Here is an 18,353-nt window from a genome sequence, read left to right as displayed (position 1 = left end):
CTAGCGCACCTGGCCATTACCTTCCAGAATCCACTTCGTGGTGGTCAGCTCCGGTAACGCCATGGGTCCGCGTGCGTGAAGCTTCTGTGTAGAGATGCCGATCTCTGCACCCATGCCGTATTGCTCCCCATCCGTGAATGCGGTCGAGGCGTTGAGGACGACGGCGGCGGAGTCGACGGCGGCAGCAAATCGTCGCAAAGCATCTGCGTCTTGGGCTGCGATCGCATCCGTGTGGCCGCTGGAGTAACGCGCGATGTGCGTGGTCGCACCATCGACGCCGTCAACGATGGCGCTTGCGATGTCCATGCTGAGGTATTCCTCGGCGAAGTCCTCCTCCGTTGCGGGTTCTACGGTGGCACCGAACGCAGCATGCTTATCGACGTCACCATGCACCACCACACCAGCCTCCTGCAGCGTCGCGATGATGGTGTGTTTGTCGGTCTCGGACAGGTGGGCGTCGATAAGCACCGTCTCTGTCGCGTTGCACACGCTGACCCGGCGCGTCTTGCCGTTGAGCAGCATCGCGATCGCCTTGTCCAGATCTGCGGACGCGTCGATGTAGAAGTGACAGTTGCCAGTGCCGGTCTCGATGGTGGGCACGATCGCGCCGGTCACCACCGCGTTGATCAAACGTGCGCTGCCGCGCGGGATGACCACGTCCACCAGCCCGCGGGCGGTGATGAGATCCTGGACAGAATCGTGGCTCTCGCACGGCAGGAGCTGCACCGCCTCACGCGGCAGGTCGTTGCCTGCGAGGACGTCCTGCAGCACTGCGACGAGCGCCTCGTTGGAGTGGCGTGCCGTCTTGGAGCCACGAAGCAGGGCCACGTTGCCCGACTTCAGCGCCAGACCGAACGCATCGACGGTGACGTTCGGGCGTGCCTCGTAAACCATGCCCATCACGCCGAGCGGGACGCGCACCTTCTTCATCTGAATCCCGTTGGGCAGCGTACGTCCGGTAAGCACCTCGCCCACCGGATCCTGCAGGCCCGCAACCTGGCGCAGCCCCCCGGCAATGCCGTCGATGCGTTCCTCGTCGAGCGCCAGCCGGTCCAACACCGACTCCGCCAGCCCGTTCGCGCGACCCTCTTCGATGTCGCGCGCGTTGGCTTGAAGGATTTCACCTGCGCGCTCGGCCAGTGCCTCCGCTGCCGCCAACAGCACCGCATCCTTCGCCGGTGTCGGCAGCGCCGCAATCGTCGGGGCGACTTCTTTGGCACGCTGTGCTTTCTGCAGTACCTCGTCGCGTTCGGCTTGGCGTTGCTGATCAGTCTGTTGGGCAGTCATGCGGCAATCGTAGCCCGCAGACTTCGTGCTAGTACCCCGCCTCGACATCGACCTCGGTTGCCATTGTCTCCCCCGCTTCGAAGAGGCCCCAGTTCTTCAACGCCAGCGCCCCGATGCGGCGTTCCATGTACCGCGGGATATTCGCGGTGTGCGGCGTGATCACACAGTTATCCAGGTCCCACAGCTTGTGGTCCGCCGGCAGCGGCTCCGGCTCCGTCACGTCAAGACCAGCGCCACGGAGCTTGCCGTTGACCAGTGCGTCGGTGAGCGCCTCCGTATCAATCAGCGGACCGCGCCCAACATTGACGACGACCGCCGTGTCCTTCATCTGCTCAATCCGCTGCGCATTCACCATGTGGCGGGTTTCCTCTGTCAACGGGGTGAGCAGCACAAAGTAATCGTGATCGGCCCAGACCTCGTCGGCATCCTTCATGGCAACGGTCCGGTCCGCACCGTCCACCGGGTTGCCCGAGCGGTTCACGGCGGTGATCTCCATACCGAACGGCTCCAAGAAGCGGATCAGGGTTTTACCGATGCCACCAGCACCAATCAGGGCGAGCTTCTTGTTATCGAAGAGGTACTCCTTCTCCTTAAACAGCTGTGCGTTGTTCCACTCGCGATCCACGGCCTTCATACGGTGCTCCACGGCAAGCAGGAGGGCGAGGGTGGATTCGGCCACGGTGTCGTCGTAAAGCCCACCCGCATTAGCAAAGCGCACACCGTTGGCCGCATGTTCAGCCAGGATGCCAGCCTCCAGCAAACCCTCGATGCCGGCGTACTGGATCTGCACGACCTTCACGCTGTCGGGCAGCTCATCTGGGAAATCCTTCGGACCGCCGCCGAACAGTACCAAGTCCGGGTTGTCCTCGAGGGCAACGTACTGGTGCCCCTGCGCCTCCAGCGCGGCGATGGGCTCGTCTTTGGGCTTGGGCAAATACGTGAACTTCATGCCTGCCCAGAGTACGGAAAATCTCCGCGGAGAGCTCCAATGGAAGCAGCACATGTGCAGTGAAAATTGTAGGTAGCTGGAAGACAACAAACTCCCCTGACATTTCCATCAGAAAGCAGTCAACTAAACTTTCAAAATCCTGTACGGTTTTTCATGCCCCCGCCCGCGCTAGAAGGCTTGCCAATGACATCTCCGCTCTCCCCCGCTCTCGTGATCTACTTGATGGACCAGGGACACCGCCAAGTAGATATTGCCCGCGAGTACGGCGTTTCCCGTCAATACATCCACCACCTTGCGAAACAAGGTGGCTACAATCCTCCGACCACAATCGTTCAAGAGAACTTGCCTTGGGACGTCGACCCCGCTTTCGCAAGGAATTCAACCTTTATTGCTTTCCGACTCATTGGCCACAATATGGTCGCGCCCGGAAAGCTGACTGAAGAGTCTCGTGAACGTGCCAACGGACTCTTAAAACGTCTTCGTCAATTCGATGTGGTCGTCGATTACGATCCGTCATATCCACCTGTCATTGGCCTGACCAGCCTGCCAGGTTTCGCCTACCTGCCACGCACTGCAGAAGACGAGAATTTCGTAATGAAGATCAAACCCGGAACCCGCGTCACCCCGCTGGGCGACAAGATCTGGCGGATGCCTGACGAGCCGATTATCTAACCCCTACAACCTGGACGCGTAGTTGCTCAGATAGTCCGCGTGGACGACTGGGCGACGCTGCTGTTCGGGCAACTCGTCGGAGTGGCGACCCAGCATCCCGGCAAGTTCGGCGGCGTCGTACGCCACTTCCCCGCGGCCGATAGCTTCCGAATCCGGCCCGAGGATCTCCACGATGTCGCCCGCGTGGAACTCACCCTCGATCCCGGTGATCCCCACCGCGAGCAGGCTCGTGCCGCCACGGGTCACGGCCTCGACCGCGCCCTCGTCCAGGCGCAGCACTCCCTCCGCGTCTGCTGCATAGAGCGCCCAGAACTTCCACGCCGAAAGTTTCCGGCCCGGGCGCGTATGGAACACGGTGCCCACCTGGCCGTGGTCGAGCGCGGCGTCGATGTTCTCCGTTGCAGTGAGCAGCACCGGCACGCCGCCACGTGCAGCCAGGCGAGCCGCCGACACCTTCGCGGCCATGCCGCCAGTGCCGAAAACGCCACCGTCGCCGGCTTGGACGGCTTCGAGGTCCTTGCCGGTTCGGACTTCGTCGATACGCACTGCCCCGGGTTCGGCCGGATTGCGGTCGTAGAGCGCATCCACGTCGGAGAGCAACACCAGCGCGTCCGCGGCGATCAGCGTAGCGACGATCGCCGACAACCGGTCGTTATCACCAAAGCGCATCTCAGAGGTGGCCACCGTGTCGTTTTCGTTGACGATCGGCACCGCACCCATCTGACGCAGCCGCTCGAGTGTGCGCTGCGCGTTGCGGGCGCGCTCACGCGAACCTGCATCGGACTGGGTGAGCAACACCTGGCCAGTCGTCCGGCCATAGCGGGCGAAGGAGGCACCCCACACCTGAGCCAGGTGGATCTGGCCAACCGAGGCTGCGGCCTGCTTCGTCGCGAGGTCTCGCGGGCGCGTCTTCAACCCGAGCGGGACCATGCCGGCTGCGATTGCACCGGAGGACACGACAACCACGTCGGTACCGCGGGCGATGCGTGCTTCGATGGCGTCGACGATGCGGTCGATTTTTGCTGGGGATACCTGCCCGGTGTCGTCGACAAGCGAACTGGTGCCCAGCTTCACCACAATGCGACGTGCGGACGCGATCTGGCTGCGAAGATCCGACATCCCTATCCCTGCCAGCGCTCGCGATCGGCCTCTTCGCCGGTGCCGTAGTCGTACTCGTCGATCAGGCCACGACGAGCCTGCGATGCACGCTTGCGCTCCGCCGAGGACACACGGTCGGTGCCACCAAGACGCGCGTCCTGGCCACGGCCGGCAAGGGTCGGGTCGCCACCGATCGATGGCTCCCAGTCGAAGGAGATCTCACCAATCGTGACCGTATCGCCCTCTTCCGCGCCGAGCTTGCGCAGCATTTCCTCCACGCCAGCTTTGTTCAGACGGTCAGAGAGGTAGCCGATGGCCTCGTCGTTTTCAAAGTCGGTCTGGCGGATCCAACGCTCAGCCTTCTCACCGGTAACCAGCCAACCCTCCGGGTACATCGGGTCGCGGGTGACCTCGATGCCGCCACGGTTGGAACGACCCACGGCGCGCGGACGGATCACCTCAGCCTCAGCGGTGCGCTCCGGCTTCGGGCGAGCCTTGCGGGCCTTCTTGACGATCTCCCACATCGCCCACTTCAGCTCATCAAGACCTTCGCGGGTGGCGGTCGAAATCATGTAAATCGGCCAGCCGAACTTCTCCTCGATGTCGTCCTTGAGGAACTCCGCGAGCTCCTTGGCCTCCGGCACGTCCATCTTGTTCAGCACCACAATGCGGGGACGCTCGCGCAGATCGCCCAGGCCGGTGTCCATATCCAACGCCTCGGCGTAGGTATCCAATTCGTGCTCCAGCGCCTCGATGTCAGAGATCGGGTCGCGCCCCGGCTCCATCGTGGCCACATCCACGATGTGGGCCAGCACGGCGGTGCGCTCGATGTGACGCAGGAAGTCCAGACCAAGCCCCTTGCCCTGGCTTGCCCCCGGGATCAGCCCGGGCACATCGGCAATGGTGAACGTGTCATGGCCAACGTTGACCACACCCAGGTTCGGCGCGAGCGTGGTGAAGGGGTAGTCCGCAATTTTCGGCTTTGCCGCGGAGAGCACTGCAATTAACGACGACTTCCCCGCCGACGGGAAACCCACCAGGCCCACATCAGCCATGGACTTCAGTTCCAGGATCAGGTCCAGCGCTTGGCCCGGTTCACCCTTGAGCGCGAAGCCCGGTGCCTTGCGCTTGGCGGTAGCCAGCGCAGCATTGCCCAGCCCACCGAAACCGCCTTCTGCGGCGATGAAGCGGGTTCCAGGCACGGTGAGGTCTGCGAGCACCTCGCCCTCTTCGCTGCGCACAACGGTGCCGACCGGCACCTCGAGCACGAGATCCTCGCCGCGTGCACCGTTGCGCCAGTCGCCCGCGCCGTTGCCACCACGCTTCGCCTTCACATGCGGGCGGTATTGGAAGTCCAGCAGAGTGTGGACCTGGGTGGAAACCTCAAGGATGATGTCGCCACCGTGGCCGCCGTTGCCACCGTCCGGTCCGCCGAGGGGTTTGAACTTTTCGCGGTGGACGGACACACAGCCGTGGCCACCATCGCCGGCTTGGAGGTGCAGGGTGGCACGGTCAACGAATTGAGCCATGGTTGTTTTCCGCCTTTCTGTAACACGGACGATGATATGCAAAAAGCGCCGCAAGCCCGAATGCACGGGACCTGCGGCGCCGAAGCGTTACACGCGCTTACGCGGTTGCGGTGTTTTCCTCAACAACGCCTGCTGCCTCAGCCTGCTCGAGGACCTCGGAAGCAACACCCTGGCCGTCAGCCGGGATGATGTTGACAATGCGACGCTTGCGCTTGATGCCGAACTGCACGGAGCCGGAGGCCAGTGCGAACAGCGTGTCGTCGCCACCACGGCCGACGTTGTCGCCCGGGTGGAACTTGGTGCCGCGCTGGCGGACGATGATCTCGCCGGCCTTGACCTGCTGGCCACCGAAGCGCTTCACACCGAGGCGCTTCGACTCAGAGTCACGACCGTTCGAGGAGCTGGATGCACCCTTCTTGGTTGCCATAGTTCAATCTCTCCTAGTTGGTTACTTGATGCCAGTGATCTTGACGGTGGTCAGCGGCTGGCGGTGACCCTGACGGACCTTGTAGCCGGTCTTGTTCTTGTACTTCAGAATCTTGACCTTCTTGCCCTTGCCCTGCTCAACGATCTCCGCAGAGACCTTTGCCTTGGACAGAGCGTCGGCACCGGAGGTGACGTTTGCGCCATCAACGAGAAGGACCGGGGTGAGTTCGACCTTGTCGCCTGCTTCACCCTCAAGCTTCTCGACCTTGACGAGGTCGCCTTCGGCAACCTTGTACTGCTTGCCGCCGGTCTTGACGATCGCGTACATAGAGGGTTACCCCTTATCTCTACTCGCCCAACCTCGGCATGCAACGAGGTCGGAATGGAACAACTTAAGCGTTTTAGGGCCTAACGTGGCCAGCCGTGCCCGCATGCAAAGGCAACGAGGCGGCACGCCCCAAAACAGCGACTGCCAAAGACTACACCGCCCCTACGCGTTACTCCAAACCGCGCCCGCCACCACGTCGGGTAGCACGGCGGCGGCCACGTCGTGCAGCAGGCGCTTGTCGACGAGTCTCCTTCTTCACCGGCTTGTCCTCCGGATCCGCTGCGACGTGCTGACGCACCGGCGCAGAGGTTGCCGACTTGCGGACAACACGACGGCGACCACGACGGTTCGTCTTCGTCGTCACCTGCGCGGTTGCCCCTGCTTCTGCGCTCCTCGATTTACGAGACGCACTGCGCTTCGGGGTCTTTTCTTCCTGCTGTACCTGCTGTTCCTGCTGCGCTTGCGACTCCTGCTCGAAGTCTTCCCGGCGCGGCCTGTGATCGGATCGGGAGTTGCCGCGCGTGCGACGCTTGCGGCGCGGCGAGGCCTCGAACTCCTCAACCGCTTCCTCGTACGTCTGGGTCGGCTTCTCTGGCTGCGCCGGCTTGTCGGACCGCTCGCCGCGCTCCGGGGTGGTGTCGCTGTCACGCTGCTCACCACGCTGCGGGGCGTCGGAGCGGCCGCGGCCACGGCTGCCGCCACGGCGCCCGCGACGGCGGGTCTGGCGCGGCTTCTCTTCGCCAGCCGACTCTTCAGTCGGCTCCTCAGCGGAGCCGTTTGCGGATTTGTCGGAGGAGAAGATGGAGTCGAGCAGTTCGTCCATGTGGTCGTCGTCAAGCGGCTGCTTCTGCTGCGGCTTGCGCTGAGGCTGCTTCGACTCGCGTGACTTGCGAGCAGGGCGCTCGGGCTTCCTCTCCTCGGCCTCGACGGGGTCCTCAGTGAGCACAACACCGCGGCCATCACAGCACTCGCACGGCTTGGAGAACGTCTCCAACAGGCCGGTGCCCAGGCGTTTGCGAGTCAACTGCACCAGGCCCAGCGAGGTCACCTCAGAGACCTGGTGGCGGGTGCGGTCGCGGCCCAGCGCCTCGTTGAGACGGCGCAGCACGAGGTCCTGGTTTTCCGGCAGGATCATGTCGATGAAGTCGATGATGATCATGCCGCCAATGTCACGCAGACGAATCTGACGCACGATCTCCTCAGCCGCCTCGAGGTTGTTCGAGGTGACCGTCTCCTCCAGCGAGCCACCAGAGCCGGTGAACTTGCCGGTGTTGACGTCGATCACCGTCATCGCCTCAGTGCGGTCAATGACCAACGTGCCGCCCGACGGCAGCCACACGGTGCGCGACAGTGCCTTGGAGATCTGTTCGTCGACACGGTATTCCTCGAACGCGTCCTTGCCCTCGTGGGCACCCCGGTCGAACTTCTCCAACCGATCCAGCAGATCCGGCGCAACCGACTGCACGTACGCGTGCACGGTGTTCCAGGGCTTCCGGCCATCCACAATCAGGGAGGTGAAGTCCTCGTTGAACAGGTCGCGCACAACCTTGACCAGCAGGTTCGGCTCTTCGTAGAGGGTCACCGGCTTGGCACCCTTGGAGTTTTTCTCCTCCTCGGCACGTTTTTGGATCGAGGTCCACTGGTTGTGGAGACGGTTCACGTCCGCAGCAATCGCTTCCTCGCTGACGCCCTCTGCGGCGGTGCGGATGATGGCACCGCCCTTGCCCGGCACCACGTCCGCAAGGATCTGCTTGAGGCGCTTGCGCTCCGGGGTAGGCAACTTGCGGGAGATACCTGCGCTGCGCCCACCCGGGACGTAGACGAGGTAGCGGCCCGCGAGCGAAATCTGGGTACTCAACCGTGCACCCTTGTGCCCGATCGGATCCTTAGTCACCTGCACCAGTACTTGGTCGCCGGACTTCAGCGCATGCTCGATGCGGCGCGAACGCCCACCGAGGCCGGCAGACTTCCAATCCACCTCGCTGGCGTAGAGCACACCGTTGCGGCCCTGCCCGATGTCGATGAAGGCAGCTTCCATACTCGGCAGCACGTTTTGCACACGCCCCAGGTAGATGTTGCCAATCATCGAGGCCTGCGCATCGGAGGTGACAAAGTGCTCGACGAGCATGCCGTCTTCAAGCACACCAACCTGCGTGATCCGCCCCTGCCCGTCGTGGCGCTCCCGTTCACGCACGACCATGTGGCGCTCGACCGATTCGCGGCGCGCCAAGAACTCCGCCTGGCTCACAATGCGGGAGCGCTTGCGGTGTTCCTCGCGGCGCTCCGAGCGACGACGGCGCTGCGCCTCCAGACGAGACGACCCCTTGATCGCCACAGGCTCGTCGATCTCGCTGTGCGTATCGACGACACCCTCACCCGAATCCTCTACCTGGCCATCTTCGAGTGGCTCGTCTACCTGCTGCTTCTGTGAGGCGGTGTCCTCGGCCGGCTTCGCCTTGCGGGTGGCGCGGCGGCGTTCCGAACGCGTCGGTGCCTTAAACAGCGGCGCGTGAGTAGCGGGGATGCGATCCTCTTCCGGATCCTCCTGCGGCGCCGGGGTGATCTCGGGCTCGATATCGGTGAGCGGTTCCTCGGCCGGTTCCTCCGCTGGTTCTTCGGCAGGCTCCTCGGCCGGTTCTTCAGCCGTCTGCAGTTCCGCCTCGACCTTTTCTTCGATCTGGTGGATCTCGTTTTCCACGTCCTTGCGCACGCGGTTACGGATCTTCTCATCCGCCTCTTTATCGCGCTCAGGGTCGGATGTGGTGCTGGCACCTGCCGCCAAGGCGTCGAGAAGCATGTCTGCTTCCGCCTTGGTCAGCGTGGACTGCGCAACCTTCACCAGACCTAAGTCTGCGAGTGCGACAACCAAGTCCTTCGATGGGACATCAAGCATTTTCGCCAGGTTGAACACCCTGGTCTTTTCCGACAGCGCCGAGCGGTCAAAATCGGCGAAACGGTTTGATTTATTTTTAGCCAAAGCGGCACGCTCCAGTGTTCCTGCCGTGGCCAACCGTCATGTCCGGGCGCCGGCAAGACTACCGAGCAGCCGCGCGGAACATCGTGTGCCACGGGTATGCAAAAGTTTCTCAGCTCCGAGTCATCCTTGCTCGTCGCCTGAGACTCATTCTTGCACAACTTTCGTGCCACAGATACGCGACGCTACTGCTCGGCGACACGCAGGAGATCAATCACCGCAGAAACCGGGGCGTCGCGGTGGTTTTCGGTCACCGCAGCACCGACGGCTACCTGGACAACACGGGTGGAGTTCAGACCGTCCACACCATGCTGTTCCATCATTTTGGTGACCATGCCCTTGAGCTCCTCAAGACCAGCGGAGGAAAACGCCTGCACTTCGCCCGGCTCGCGTTCGGAATCGACGAAAGCGTAGACCGTCTGGCGTACGCGCTCTGCTTGTGCGCACGAGATGACATTGACAACCGCTTCAGCGAACTGCACAGGGTCCTTCAGGTCGACGCTGCCACCCATGATCTCGTGGAACACCTTACGGCGGGACTCAAAAAGCTGATCCAGGCATGTGACCACGAGCTTTTCGCGCGTGGAATAGTAGTAACCGATCGACCCGACCGGCACTTTTGCTTCGGCGGCCACCTGCCGGTGGGTCACGCCGCGGAGCCCCTCGTTGAGCAGCAATTCAGTTGCTGCGTGAAGAATTGCTGCGCGCTTTTCAATCGCGCGCGCCTGCTCGGACCGTGATGACGTTGCCATCTACCCTCCATCGCATCGTGTAGACATGCGATTTCTTTAAATCCAATAAAAGCCGTAGAAAATCATAGAGTTTCGTTTCGTGGAAACGAAAACGGCACCTGCGCCCCTCACACGGGGCACGGTGCCGGGAAGCGGACTTACCGCTTAGAGGTTCGGGAACCAGATAGCGATCTCGCGCTCAGCGGACTCCGGAGAGTCAGAGCCGTGCACGACGTTCTCACCAACGGTCAGGGCGAAGTCGCCACGAATGGTGCCCGGGGTTGCCTTGGACACCGGGTCGGTGCCGCCAGCGAGCTGACGCCACGCCTCGATGGCGCGCTCGCCCTCGACGATGCCAGCCACCAGCGGAGCGGAGGTGATGAAGTCGACCAGATCGCCGAAGAACGGCTTGTCCTTGTGCTCTGCGTAGTGCTTCTCAGCGGTCTCGCGGTCAGCGGTGCGCAGGTCGAGCTCGACGAGCTTCAGGCCCTTGCGCTCGATGCGGGAAATGATTTCGCCGACGTGGCCGTTTGCCACGCCGTCCGGCTTGATCAGGATCAGAGTACGTTCAGTCATGGCTCGCAATCTTACCCAACCCGACACGTGTTGCACGTCTTGGCTATGCCGTAGTCTTGCCCCCATGTGTCACCGCAGCCCACTTCCGGATATTGATCTACCGGGGACAACCCTGTTCGCGTCTGTCTTTGCGGCGGATGAAGAGGCGCTGCCGGATACCCCCGCAATTACGGAGATCGACACTGGCCGCACAGTCACGTACCCGCAGTTGCGTGCGTTGGCGCTCGGCACTGCGGCCTCGCTCGCCGCGCGCGGCGTGGGCCCGGGCAGCGTCGTCGAGCTGCGCATGCCGAACTCCATCAACTTCGCCGCGGGCCTCCTCGGCGTATCCGCGACTGGCGCACGTGTGTGCGTCATTGGGCATTCGCTTATCGACGACGAAGCGAACCACCTCGCAACCCTCGCCCACACCACCGACCGCGTCACCACCGAGGACATCCGCCCCGGCGAGTTCGAACCCGTCGGAAGCGCTGACGACGTTGCGGTGATTCCGTTTTCCTCCGGCACCACAGGCCTGCCGAAAGGCGTGGAGTTAACCCACGTCGCGATCACCGCCAACGCCACCCAGTTCAACGCAGCACTGGCTGCAAGCGGCATCGGCCAGGGCGGTGGTGTGATCGCCCCCCTGCCCTTTTCACACATCTATGGGCTAAACACACTGCTGTTGTCGTCGCTGACCGCACGCCGACACGTCACCACCGCGGCCCGCTTCAACCTTGCAGAGTTCACCGCTGCCCACCGCGGCCGCGCAATCGATGTGTCCTACATCGCTCCCCCGCTTGCACTCGCGTTGTCCAACCACCCCACCCCTGAAGATTTCGCCACCACCCGTTTTTTGGTGTGCGGCGCGGCATCGCTGGATACGAACCTGGCGCGCAAAGTCGAGCGCCACATCGGCGTTGAAATCCTCCAAGGCTACGGCACGACCGAATCCGCACCCGTGACCCACGTCGGCATCTCCGGCAAGTCCGATCCGGGCACGATCGGGTTCGCCATCCCCAACACCGAGTTCCGCCTCAGCCAGGACAACGAACTCCTCGTGCGCGGGCCTCAACTCATGCGTGGCTACTTGGACAACCCGGCTGCCACCGCAAACGCCATCCGGGACGGTTGGCTGCACACCGGCGACATCGCCCGGATCAACGAGGATGAAACGGTCACCATCATCGACCGCGCCAAGGACGTGTTCAAGTACCACGGGTTCCAAATCGCCCCCGCAGAACTCGAAGCGCTCCTGCTTACCCACCCCGATATCGACGACGTCGCCGTGACAGGCCACCGCCGAACGGTGGACGGGGTGGTTGAGGAGGTGCCACGTGCGTTCGTCGTCACGCAACAAGCGCTGAGCGACAACGCCATCATGGCTTGGGTCGCCGAGCGCGTCACCCCCTACAAAAAGGTGCGAATGGTCACCTTCGTCGATGCGATCCCCCGAAGCGCAGCAGGCAAAATCCTGCGGCGCGAACTTACGTCCCCAGGTGCTGAGTAACCAGGTAACCGTGACGCATGCGCTGAATCATCTCCGAGCGCATTTGAATGATGAAGTACCACACGATGCCGAAGATCACGCCCACAGCGGTCACCGACCAGTGGATGAAGAAACCAAAAATCAGCGGGACCTGCAACGCCAAATCGATCCACAGAGCACCGGGCTTGCGCTGAAACGCAGCCATCACCACATGCGCCAGCCCAATGACGGTGATGTAGACCCAGTTAAACGTGGTCCAGTGCTCACCCTCATCCACCTTGAGGATCACCGTGAGAATGAGCAGCACCGTGATCGCTTCCATGATCAACGTGCCGGAAAGAACACCGCTGAGCCCCGCCATCGGATCCTTCACGGGAGCCTTACCAGGCCCAAGCGGACCCATTTCCTGCTGCGTCTTCTTTCTCGCCATGGTGGTTATCGTAGCCAGACCTAGCTGGCATCCATAACCTGCGCCCGGCGCGGTGCCGCCGCAAGGGAGACAATGAACGGCAACGCGGGACTCGTCGATACGCTCGCGCGGCCAGACGCCCCTGTCCTTTCGGTCAAAGCTGCTCCAGATATTCAACGACTGCTGCTGCGACGTCGATTCCGGTGGTCTGCGTCAGCGACGCAAACTGCGCGTTCGAGTTCACCTCGCCGACCAGGGGTTCTTGCGCGTCAAGGAAGTCCACCGACCCGATATCCAGGCCAAGCGCTGTCATCGCGGCGCGCGCAACGTCGACGTATTCGGCCGGGGGATCCCAGGCTTCCGCACGCCCACCACCTGTGATGTTGGCGCGGAAATCTCCACCTTGGCCAAAGCGCCGCATCGCTGCGACGGGAGTGTCGCCCACCATGTAGATCCGCGCGTCGCGGCCGTGCGAGCCGGCAACATACTCCTCCACAATCACCGGTGAGGGGTACGCGTCTCGCAGCACGTCGATGAGCTCGTCACGACTCTTCACAAGGAACACACCGCTGCCCCACGATCCGACGGCATGTTTCGCCACCGCCGGGAACCCCAGGGAGTGTTCGACGGCGGCGAGAAACTCGCTGCAGGCCCATTCCTCCGCCTCGAGGTTGCGGTACACCAGCGGCGCGGTGATCGTTTTCGGATGCGCGATCCCCGCCCGAGTCAGCGCCGCATGCGTGTACGCCTTGTTGTCGCACAGCGCAATGCTTTGCGACGAATTCACGCACCTGACCCCAAACGCCTCCAACTGCGCAACCGCGGCGACATCCTTATCCATAATGAAGGCCACCTCGGGAAGGGCGTCCAAATGAGTGACGGCGTAGTCGGTGGTGACACGCTCAATCTGGCCACGTGATGCCTCGATGATCCGGTCGAACTGCCACTCAAACTTGTCCCAGTGCAGCCATCGGTTGGTCACCAGCCAGGTCGGTTTCACGCCAATTCCTCCGCAAAGCGCTGCACGATGCGCGTCAACGCAGCCAGCATGTGTTCGCGCGGCCCCTCGTCGAGCGCAGCACTGTTCATCTCCACTTGCACGTATGGGATGTTGGTACGCGCCGCGACGTCGGAGGAGACGCGGTGAAGCCCCATTGCGGGAAAGATTTCGTCGACAAGCACGGGCACACCGCACGCGTTGAACTCGGCGACCACAATGTCGCGCACCCGCCAATCATCGTGGATGTTGCGCCCGCGACCGGTGCCCAGGATCACCTGATCGGGCCGGTCCGGGTTCATCTGGTGCAAGTCGATGCCCGCAACGATCCCGCGCTGCTCGACCTCGCGCACCGCGACGTCCCGGAACGGACTGTGCTCGTCCGAGTTCGGATCCGCCTTATCCGCGTCGGTCTTGATCAACGCTGTAGCACCTGCGTGCTCGTGGAGTTGCTCCGCGAGCCAACGGGTCGCGGGCTCCGCAAGCTTGATCTTGCCGTCGCGCTGCTGCTCCACGGCGTGTGGCGCCGTAACAATCACAGGCGCCGTGCCAGGCAACAGCAGGTGCGCGGTCACTGTACACCCCGCGACGAACGCAGGTAGGTGCGCGCCTGACCTGCGGTGGCAAAGGAGCCGGTGATGAGCACACCGACGCCTTCGGGGCCTTCCTCCTCGGCCAACTCGATGGCGAGTTCGATCGCCGAGGGCAGGTTGTCGTCGACACGCACACGCTCATCGCCGAAGATCTCGTAGGCGATCTCCGCCAACTCGTAAGCGTCCATCGCGCGCGGGTCGGTGTTCTGGGTGATCACTACATCCGCGAGCACCGGCTCGAGCGCTGCCAGCATCGCGCGAGCATCCTTGTCCGCGAAGATGGACACCACGCCGATAACGGACTGGTAGTTGAAGTCGCGCTGCATCGCCTCGGCAAGCGTGGCCGCGCCGTGGGGGTTGTGGGCGGCGTCGATGAGCACCACCGGATCACCCAGCACTCGCTCCACGCGCGCAGGCACCTTCACCTCCGCGAAGCCCTGGCGCACCGAATCCATATCCAACGGGTGCTCGCGGGACACGCCGAAGAAGCTCTCCACCGCAGCCAGCGCCACCGAAGCGTTCTCTGCCTGGTGTGCGCCGGAAAGCGGCAAGAAGATGTCGTCGTAGACTCCGCCAAGGCCCTGCAGCGACAGTTGCTGGCCGCCGACGGCGACGGAGGAGTCGTCGATAGTAAAATCGCGGCCCTGTCGCGCCACCGCAGCGCCGGTTTCCACCGCGCGCTCCAGGATGACCTGCATCGCCTCCGGCTCCTGCTCAGCAACGATGGCGATGTTTTCCGCCGGTCCGTAGCCGTCGCGCTCACGCGCCTTGATGATGCCGGCCTTGTGCGCGGCGATCTCCTCAATCGTCTCGCCGAGGAAACGCTGGTGGTCGATACCGATCGGGGTGATGACGGACACGTCCGCCTCCACCACGTTCGTCGCATCCCAGGTGCCGCCCATGCCGACCTCGACGATCGCAACATCCACGGGTGCGTCCGCAAACGCCGCGTACGCAATGCCGACAAGCAGCTCGAAACGGCTCATCTCCGCCTCGCCGCGCTCGCGGAAGTGCGCGTCCACCATGTCCACGTACGGCTCAATGTCGCGCCAGACATCCACGAAACGGGTCTGGGAAATTTCCTCCCCGTCGATGAGGATGCACTCGGTGACACGCTCCAACTCAGGCGAGGTGAACAACCCCGTGCGACGGTTCAGCGCGCGAAGGATCGACTCCGCCATACGCGCCGTCGACGTCTTGCCGTTCGTGCCCGCCACGTGAATGACGTTGAAGGACTGCTGGGGCGTGCCCAGCAGATCCATCAGCATCGCAATGCGATCCAGCGACGGGTTCGGGTCGTTCGCCGCCGCACGCGCATCCAACTTGGCAACCACCGTGTCAAAGTCCGGGTGGTCCCCCTCCGGCGCCAAGCTGGGCGCGGGCTCGTCGCTGTCCGCATCGGCGGCATCCGCGCCACTTTCGGCCGACATGTCGGCCAGGTTGAGCGTGATGCCGTGATCGGTCATCTCCAGGTGGCCGAAGTCGGTGTCACGGCCGGATTCGAGGTCGGCGATGTCGATGCCCTCGAGGGCGTCGTCGCCAAGCTGTGCTCGAAGTGCCTCGTACGCTGCCCGCGCTTCCGGGTCGAACGACTTATCCGCCATTACTTCAGCGCCTCAAGACGAGCCGTGACGCGCTCAAACTCTTCCTGTGCGACCTTCTGACGCGCCTTGATCTTCTCGACGACCTGCGCCGGCGCATTAGCCAAGAACTGCTCATTGGCGAGCTGCCCGCCAGTGGTGTCGAGCTCCTTCTGCGCCGCCGCAAGCTCCTTTTCCAGGCGCTTGCGCTCCGCAGCGACATCGACGGTGTCGGAAGTATCCAACGCGACGTCCAGGTTGACCTTGCTCAGGCGCATCTCAATGCTTGCCGAGGCCTCAAAGTCATCCTCCGGCGCCGTCACCTTCGCAATCTGGCGCACCATTGCCTCCTGGCCAACCAGATCAGCCGAAGCGAAGTCCAGGCGAGCCGGCACCTTCTGCGACGGCTTCACACCCTGATCAGAGCGGAAGCGACGCAGCTCGGTGATGAGCTTGATCGAATCTTCGATGCGACGGCGAGCGTCCTCATCGGTCGCGGCACCACCGTTGGTGTCGTCTGCAGTCGGCCACGGAGCGATGGTGACAGTCTCGCCGCCGGTGAGCGCCTTCCACAGCACCTCGGTGATAAACGGCATCGTCGGGTGCAGCAGGCGCAGCACAACATCGATCACACGGCCGAGGACCACCTTGGTGTTCTCACCCTGCTCGCTCTCGCCGTCCCGCGGGATCTGGGTCTTGGCGATCTCCAGGTACCAGTCACACAGCTCATCCCACGCGAAGTGGTAGAGCGCCTCGTTAGCCTTGGCAAACTGGTAATCGTCCAGGTAAGCGTCCACCTTGGCGCGGACTTCCTCGGCGCGATCCAGGATCCAACGGTCGGCGTCGGTCAGCGCCTCGCGTGCAGGCAACGCGTCCACGCGCGCGCCGTTCATGAGCGCGAACTTGGTGGCGTTAAACAGCTTGGTGGCAAAGTTACGGGCGGCGGTGGCGTGGTCGTCGCCAATCGGCAGGTCCACACCCGGGTTCGCACCGCAGGCCAGGGCGAAGCGCAGCGCATCTGCACCGTACTGCTCCACCCAATCCATCGGGTCGATGCCGTTGCCCAAGGACTTCGACATCTTGCGGCCCTTCTCGTCGCGCACCAGGCCGTGCAGGTACAGGTGCTCGAACGGGATCTGCGGGCGGCCATCCTTACCCTCCCCCAGGATCTCCGGGGTGGTCGAGCCTGCAAAGGTGCCGAACATCATCATGCGGGCAACCCAGAAGAACAAGATGTCGTAGGCGGTGACCAACACGGTAGTTGGGAAGAACTTCTCCAGATCCGGGGTCTTGTCCGGCCAACCCATCGTGGAAAACGGCCACAGCGCCGACGAGAACCAGGTATCCAACACGTCCGGATCCTGCTCGTAGCCTGCCGGCGGCTCTTCGTCCGGGCCGACGCAAACCACGTCACGCTCGCCGTTGTCGTCCTCCGGGCCGTACCAGATCGGGATGCGGTGGCCCCACCACAACTGGCGCGAAATGGTCCAGTCGTGCATGTTGTCCACCCAGTCGAAGTAGCGCTTCTCCATCGACTCCGGGTGAATCTTCGTGTCGCCTTCGCGCACGGCGTCGCCGGACATCTTGGCCAGCTCATCGACCTTGACAAACCACTGCAGGGACAGGCGCGGCTCGATCGGCTCACCGGAGCGTTCCGAGTGGCCCACAGAGTGGACGTACGGGCGCACTTCCTTGACAATGCGGCCCTGCTCAGCCAGTGCCTCGCGCACAGCCACACGGGCTTCTTCGCGGCTCATGCCGTCAAACTTGGTGCCGGTATCGGTGATGCGGCCCTTTTCGTCCATGACGATCGGCATCTCGAGATCGTGGCGCAGGCCCATCTCGTAGTCGTTCGGGTCGTGCGCCGGGGTGATCTTCACTGCACCGGTGCCCAGTTCCATGTCTACGTAGTCGTCGGCAATGACCTTGATCTGCATGCCTTCGCGCAGCGGGTGTTCGAAGACCTCGCCGATGAGGTGGGAGTAGCGCTCGTCGTCAGGATGGACGGCGATAGCGACGTCACCCAGCATCGTCTCCACACGGGTGGTGGCGACGATCAGGTGCGGCTCGTCGTCGTCAAGCGAGCCGTAGCGGATAGAGACGAACTCGCCCTCGACATCCTTGTACACGACCTCAATGTCGGACACAGCAGTCTCCAGCACCGGCGACCAATTGACCAGGCGGTAATCGCGGTAGACCAGGCCGCGGTCGTAGAGCTGCTTAAAGATGGTCTGGACGGCGCGCGACAGGCCCTCGTCCAGCGTGAAGCGCTCGCGGGACCAGTCGACGGAATCGCCGATCGCACGCATCTGCGAGGTGATCGTGCCGCCGTACTGCTCCTTCCACTCCCACACCCGGTCAATGAACTCTTCGCGGCCGTAGTCGTAGCGGTCCTTGCCTTCTTCGGCCTTGAGCTTCGCCTCAACCTTGGTCTGGGTAGCAATGCCTGCGTGGTCCATGCCCGGCAGCCACAGCACCTCGTAGCCTTGCATGCGCTTGCGGCGCACCAGGGAATCCATCAGCGTGTGGTCAAGAGCATGGCCCATGTGCAGCTGACCCGTCACGTTCGGCGGCGGCAGCACGATGGAGTACGCAGACTTGTCAGAGTGGGCGTCGGCAGTGAAATAGCCTGCCTTGACCCAGCCTTCGTAGAGGTCGCGTTCGTGGTCGCTGGGCTCCCACGACTTCGGCAGCGCGTCAGTGCGGTTCAGATTTTTGTCAGTCACGCGACCTATC

At 63.1% G+C, this 18,353-nt stretch carries 16 protein-coding genes; 2 read left to right on the top strand and 14 right to left on the bottom strand.

The features are described from left to right. A complete protein-coding gene (locus HMPREF2736_RS08785; protein WP_070829404.1) occupies positions 1-1,287 on the bottom strand; it encodes a glutamate-5-semialdehyde dehydrogenase in 1,287 nt (428 codons plus the stop codon). 28 nt (positions 1,288-1,315) lie between these two features. Next, positions 1,316-2,236: a D-isomer specific 2-hydroxyacid dehydrogenase family protein gene (locus HMPREF2736_RS08780; protein ID WP_070829403.1), complete on the bottom strand. Its 921-nt coding sequence runs from the start codon at positions 2,234-2,236 to the stop codon at positions 1,316-1,318. A gap of 183 nt (positions 2,237-2,419) precedes the next feature. Here HMPREF2736_RS08780 and HMPREF2736_RS08775 point away from each other — a divergent pair, with 183 nt between their 5' ends. Further along, positions 2,420-2,908 (top strand): helix-turn-helix domain-containing protein, encoded by a 489-nt coding sequence (locus tag HMPREF2736_RS08775; RefSeq protein WP_070772070.1) that lies wholly within the window; start codon positions 2,420-2,422, stop codon positions 2,906-2,908. Positions 2,909-2,911: 3 nt separating this feature from the next. Here HMPREF2736_RS08775 and proB read toward each other — a convergent pair whose 3' ends face one another. The 7 genes from proB to ndk all read right to left on the bottom strand — a co-directional run bounded on the left by proB (position 2,912) and on the right by ndk (position 10,570). Continuing rightward, positions 2,912-4,027, bottom strand: a complete 1,116-nt coding sequence (gene proB / locus HMPREF2736_RS08770) for a glutamate 5-kinase (protein WP_070829402.1) — start codon at positions 4,025-4,027, stop codon at positions 2,912-2,914. Positions 4,028-4,029: 2 nt separating this feature from the next. Continuing rightward, positions 4,030-5,535 carry a GTPase ObgE gene (obgE, locus tag HMPREF2736_RS08765; protein WP_070453657.1) on the bottom strand — a complete coding sequence of 502 codons (1,506 nt, stop codon included), beginning with the start codon at positions 5,533-5,535 and terminating at the stop codon, positions 4,030-4,032. A gap of 97 nt (positions 5,536-5,632) precedes the next feature. Continuing rightward, positions 5,633-5,962, bottom strand: a complete 330-nt coding sequence (rpmA, locus tag HMPREF2736_RS08760; protein WP_070421309.1) for a 50S ribosomal protein L27 — start codon at positions 5,960-5,962, stop codon at positions 5,633-5,635. A gap of 21 nt (positions 5,963-5,983) precedes the next feature. Then, the gene (rplU, locus tag HMPREF2736_RS08755; protein WP_070421308.1) at positions 5,984-6,289 is read right to left on the bottom strand and encodes a 50S ribosomal protein L21; all 306 of its coding nucleotides are present in this window, start codon (positions 6,287-6,289) and stop codon (positions 5,984-5,986) included. Positions 6,290-6,458: 169 nt separating this feature from the next. After that, entirely contained in the window at positions 6,459-9,266 is a 2,808-nt protein-coding gene (locus HMPREF2736_RS08750; RefSeq protein ID WP_083323040.1) for a translation initiation factor IF-2 N-terminal domain-containing protein, read from the bottom strand. 182 nt (positions 9,267-9,448) lie between these two features. Continuing rightward, positions 9,449-10,015, bottom strand: coding sequence for a TetR/AcrR family transcriptional regulator (locus HMPREF2736_RS08745; protein ID WP_070421307.1), 567 nt, complete (start codon positions 10,013-10,015; stop codon positions 9,449-9,451). Between the two features lie 144 nt (positions 10,016-10,159). Then, the gene (gene ndk, locus HMPREF2736_RS08740; protein WP_070421306.1) at positions 10,160-10,570 is read right to left on the bottom strand and encodes a nucleoside-diphosphate kinase; all 411 of its coding nucleotides are present in this window, start codon (positions 10,568-10,570) and stop codon (positions 10,160-10,162) included. Positions 10,571-10,634: 64 nt separating this feature from the next. Here ndk and HMPREF2736_RS08735 point away from each other — a divergent pair, with 64 nt between their 5' ends. Next, positions 10,635-12,059 (top strand): AMP-binding protein, encoded by a 1,425-nt coding sequence (locus tag HMPREF2736_RS08735; RefSeq protein WP_070829401.1) that lies wholly within the window; start codon positions 10,635-10,637, stop codon positions 12,057-12,059. On the opposite strand, the gene HMPREF2736_RS08730 is transcribed toward HMPREF2736_RS08735, so the two are convergent. The 5 genes from HMPREF2736_RS08730 to HMPREF2736_RS08710 all read right to left on the bottom strand — a co-directional run bounded on the left by HMPREF2736_RS08730 (position 12,037) and on the right by HMPREF2736_RS08710 (position 18,343). Next, positions 12,037-12,468, bottom strand: coding sequence for a DUF4233 domain-containing protein (locus tag HMPREF2736_RS08730; RefSeq protein WP_070484884.1), 432 nt, complete (start codon positions 12,466-12,468; stop codon positions 12,037-12,039). The two genes, HMPREF2736_RS08735 and HMPREF2736_RS08730, sit on opposite strands and share 23 nt — an antisense overlap. 133 nt (positions 12,469-12,601) lie before the next feature. Continuing rightward, entirely contained in the window at positions 12,602-13,447 is an 846-nt protein-coding gene (locus HMPREF2736_RS08725) for an ATP-grasp domain-containing protein (RefSeq protein WP_070829400.1), read from the bottom strand. Then, a complete protein-coding gene (locus HMPREF2736_RS08720; RefSeq protein ID WP_070421301.1) occupies positions 13,444-14,019 on the bottom strand; it encodes a hypothetical protein in 576 nt (191 codons plus the stop codon). The genes HMPREF2736_RS08725 and HMPREF2736_RS08720 overlap by 4 nt, the downstream gene beginning before the upstream one ends. Continuing rightward, positions 14,016-15,641, bottom strand: a complete 1,626-nt coding sequence (locus HMPREF2736_RS08715; RefSeq protein ID WP_070829399.1) for a bifunctional folylpolyglutamate synthase/dihydrofolate synthase — start codon at positions 15,639-15,641, stop codon at positions 14,016-14,018. Before HMPREF2736_RS08715 ends, HMPREF2736_RS08720 begins: the two co-directional genes overlap by 4 nt. Continuing rightward, positions 15,641-18,343 carry a valine--tRNA ligase gene (locus HMPREF2736_RS08710; RefSeq protein ID WP_070829398.1) on the bottom strand — a complete coding sequence of 901 codons (2,703 nt, stop codon included), beginning with the start codon at positions 18,341-18,343 and terminating at the stop codon, positions 15,641-15,643. Before HMPREF2736_RS08710 ends, HMPREF2736_RS08715 begins: the two co-directional genes overlap by 1 nt. Positions 18,344-18,353: the final 10 nt, after the last annotated feature.

The organism is Corynebacterium sp. HMSC036E10, from assembly GCF_001836265.1.
GTDB lineage: Bacteria > Actinomycetota > Actinomycetes > Mycobacteriales > Mycobacteriaceae > Corynebacterium > Corynebacterium coyleae.
This window is presented reverse-complemented; position numbering and strand designations above follow the sequence as displayed.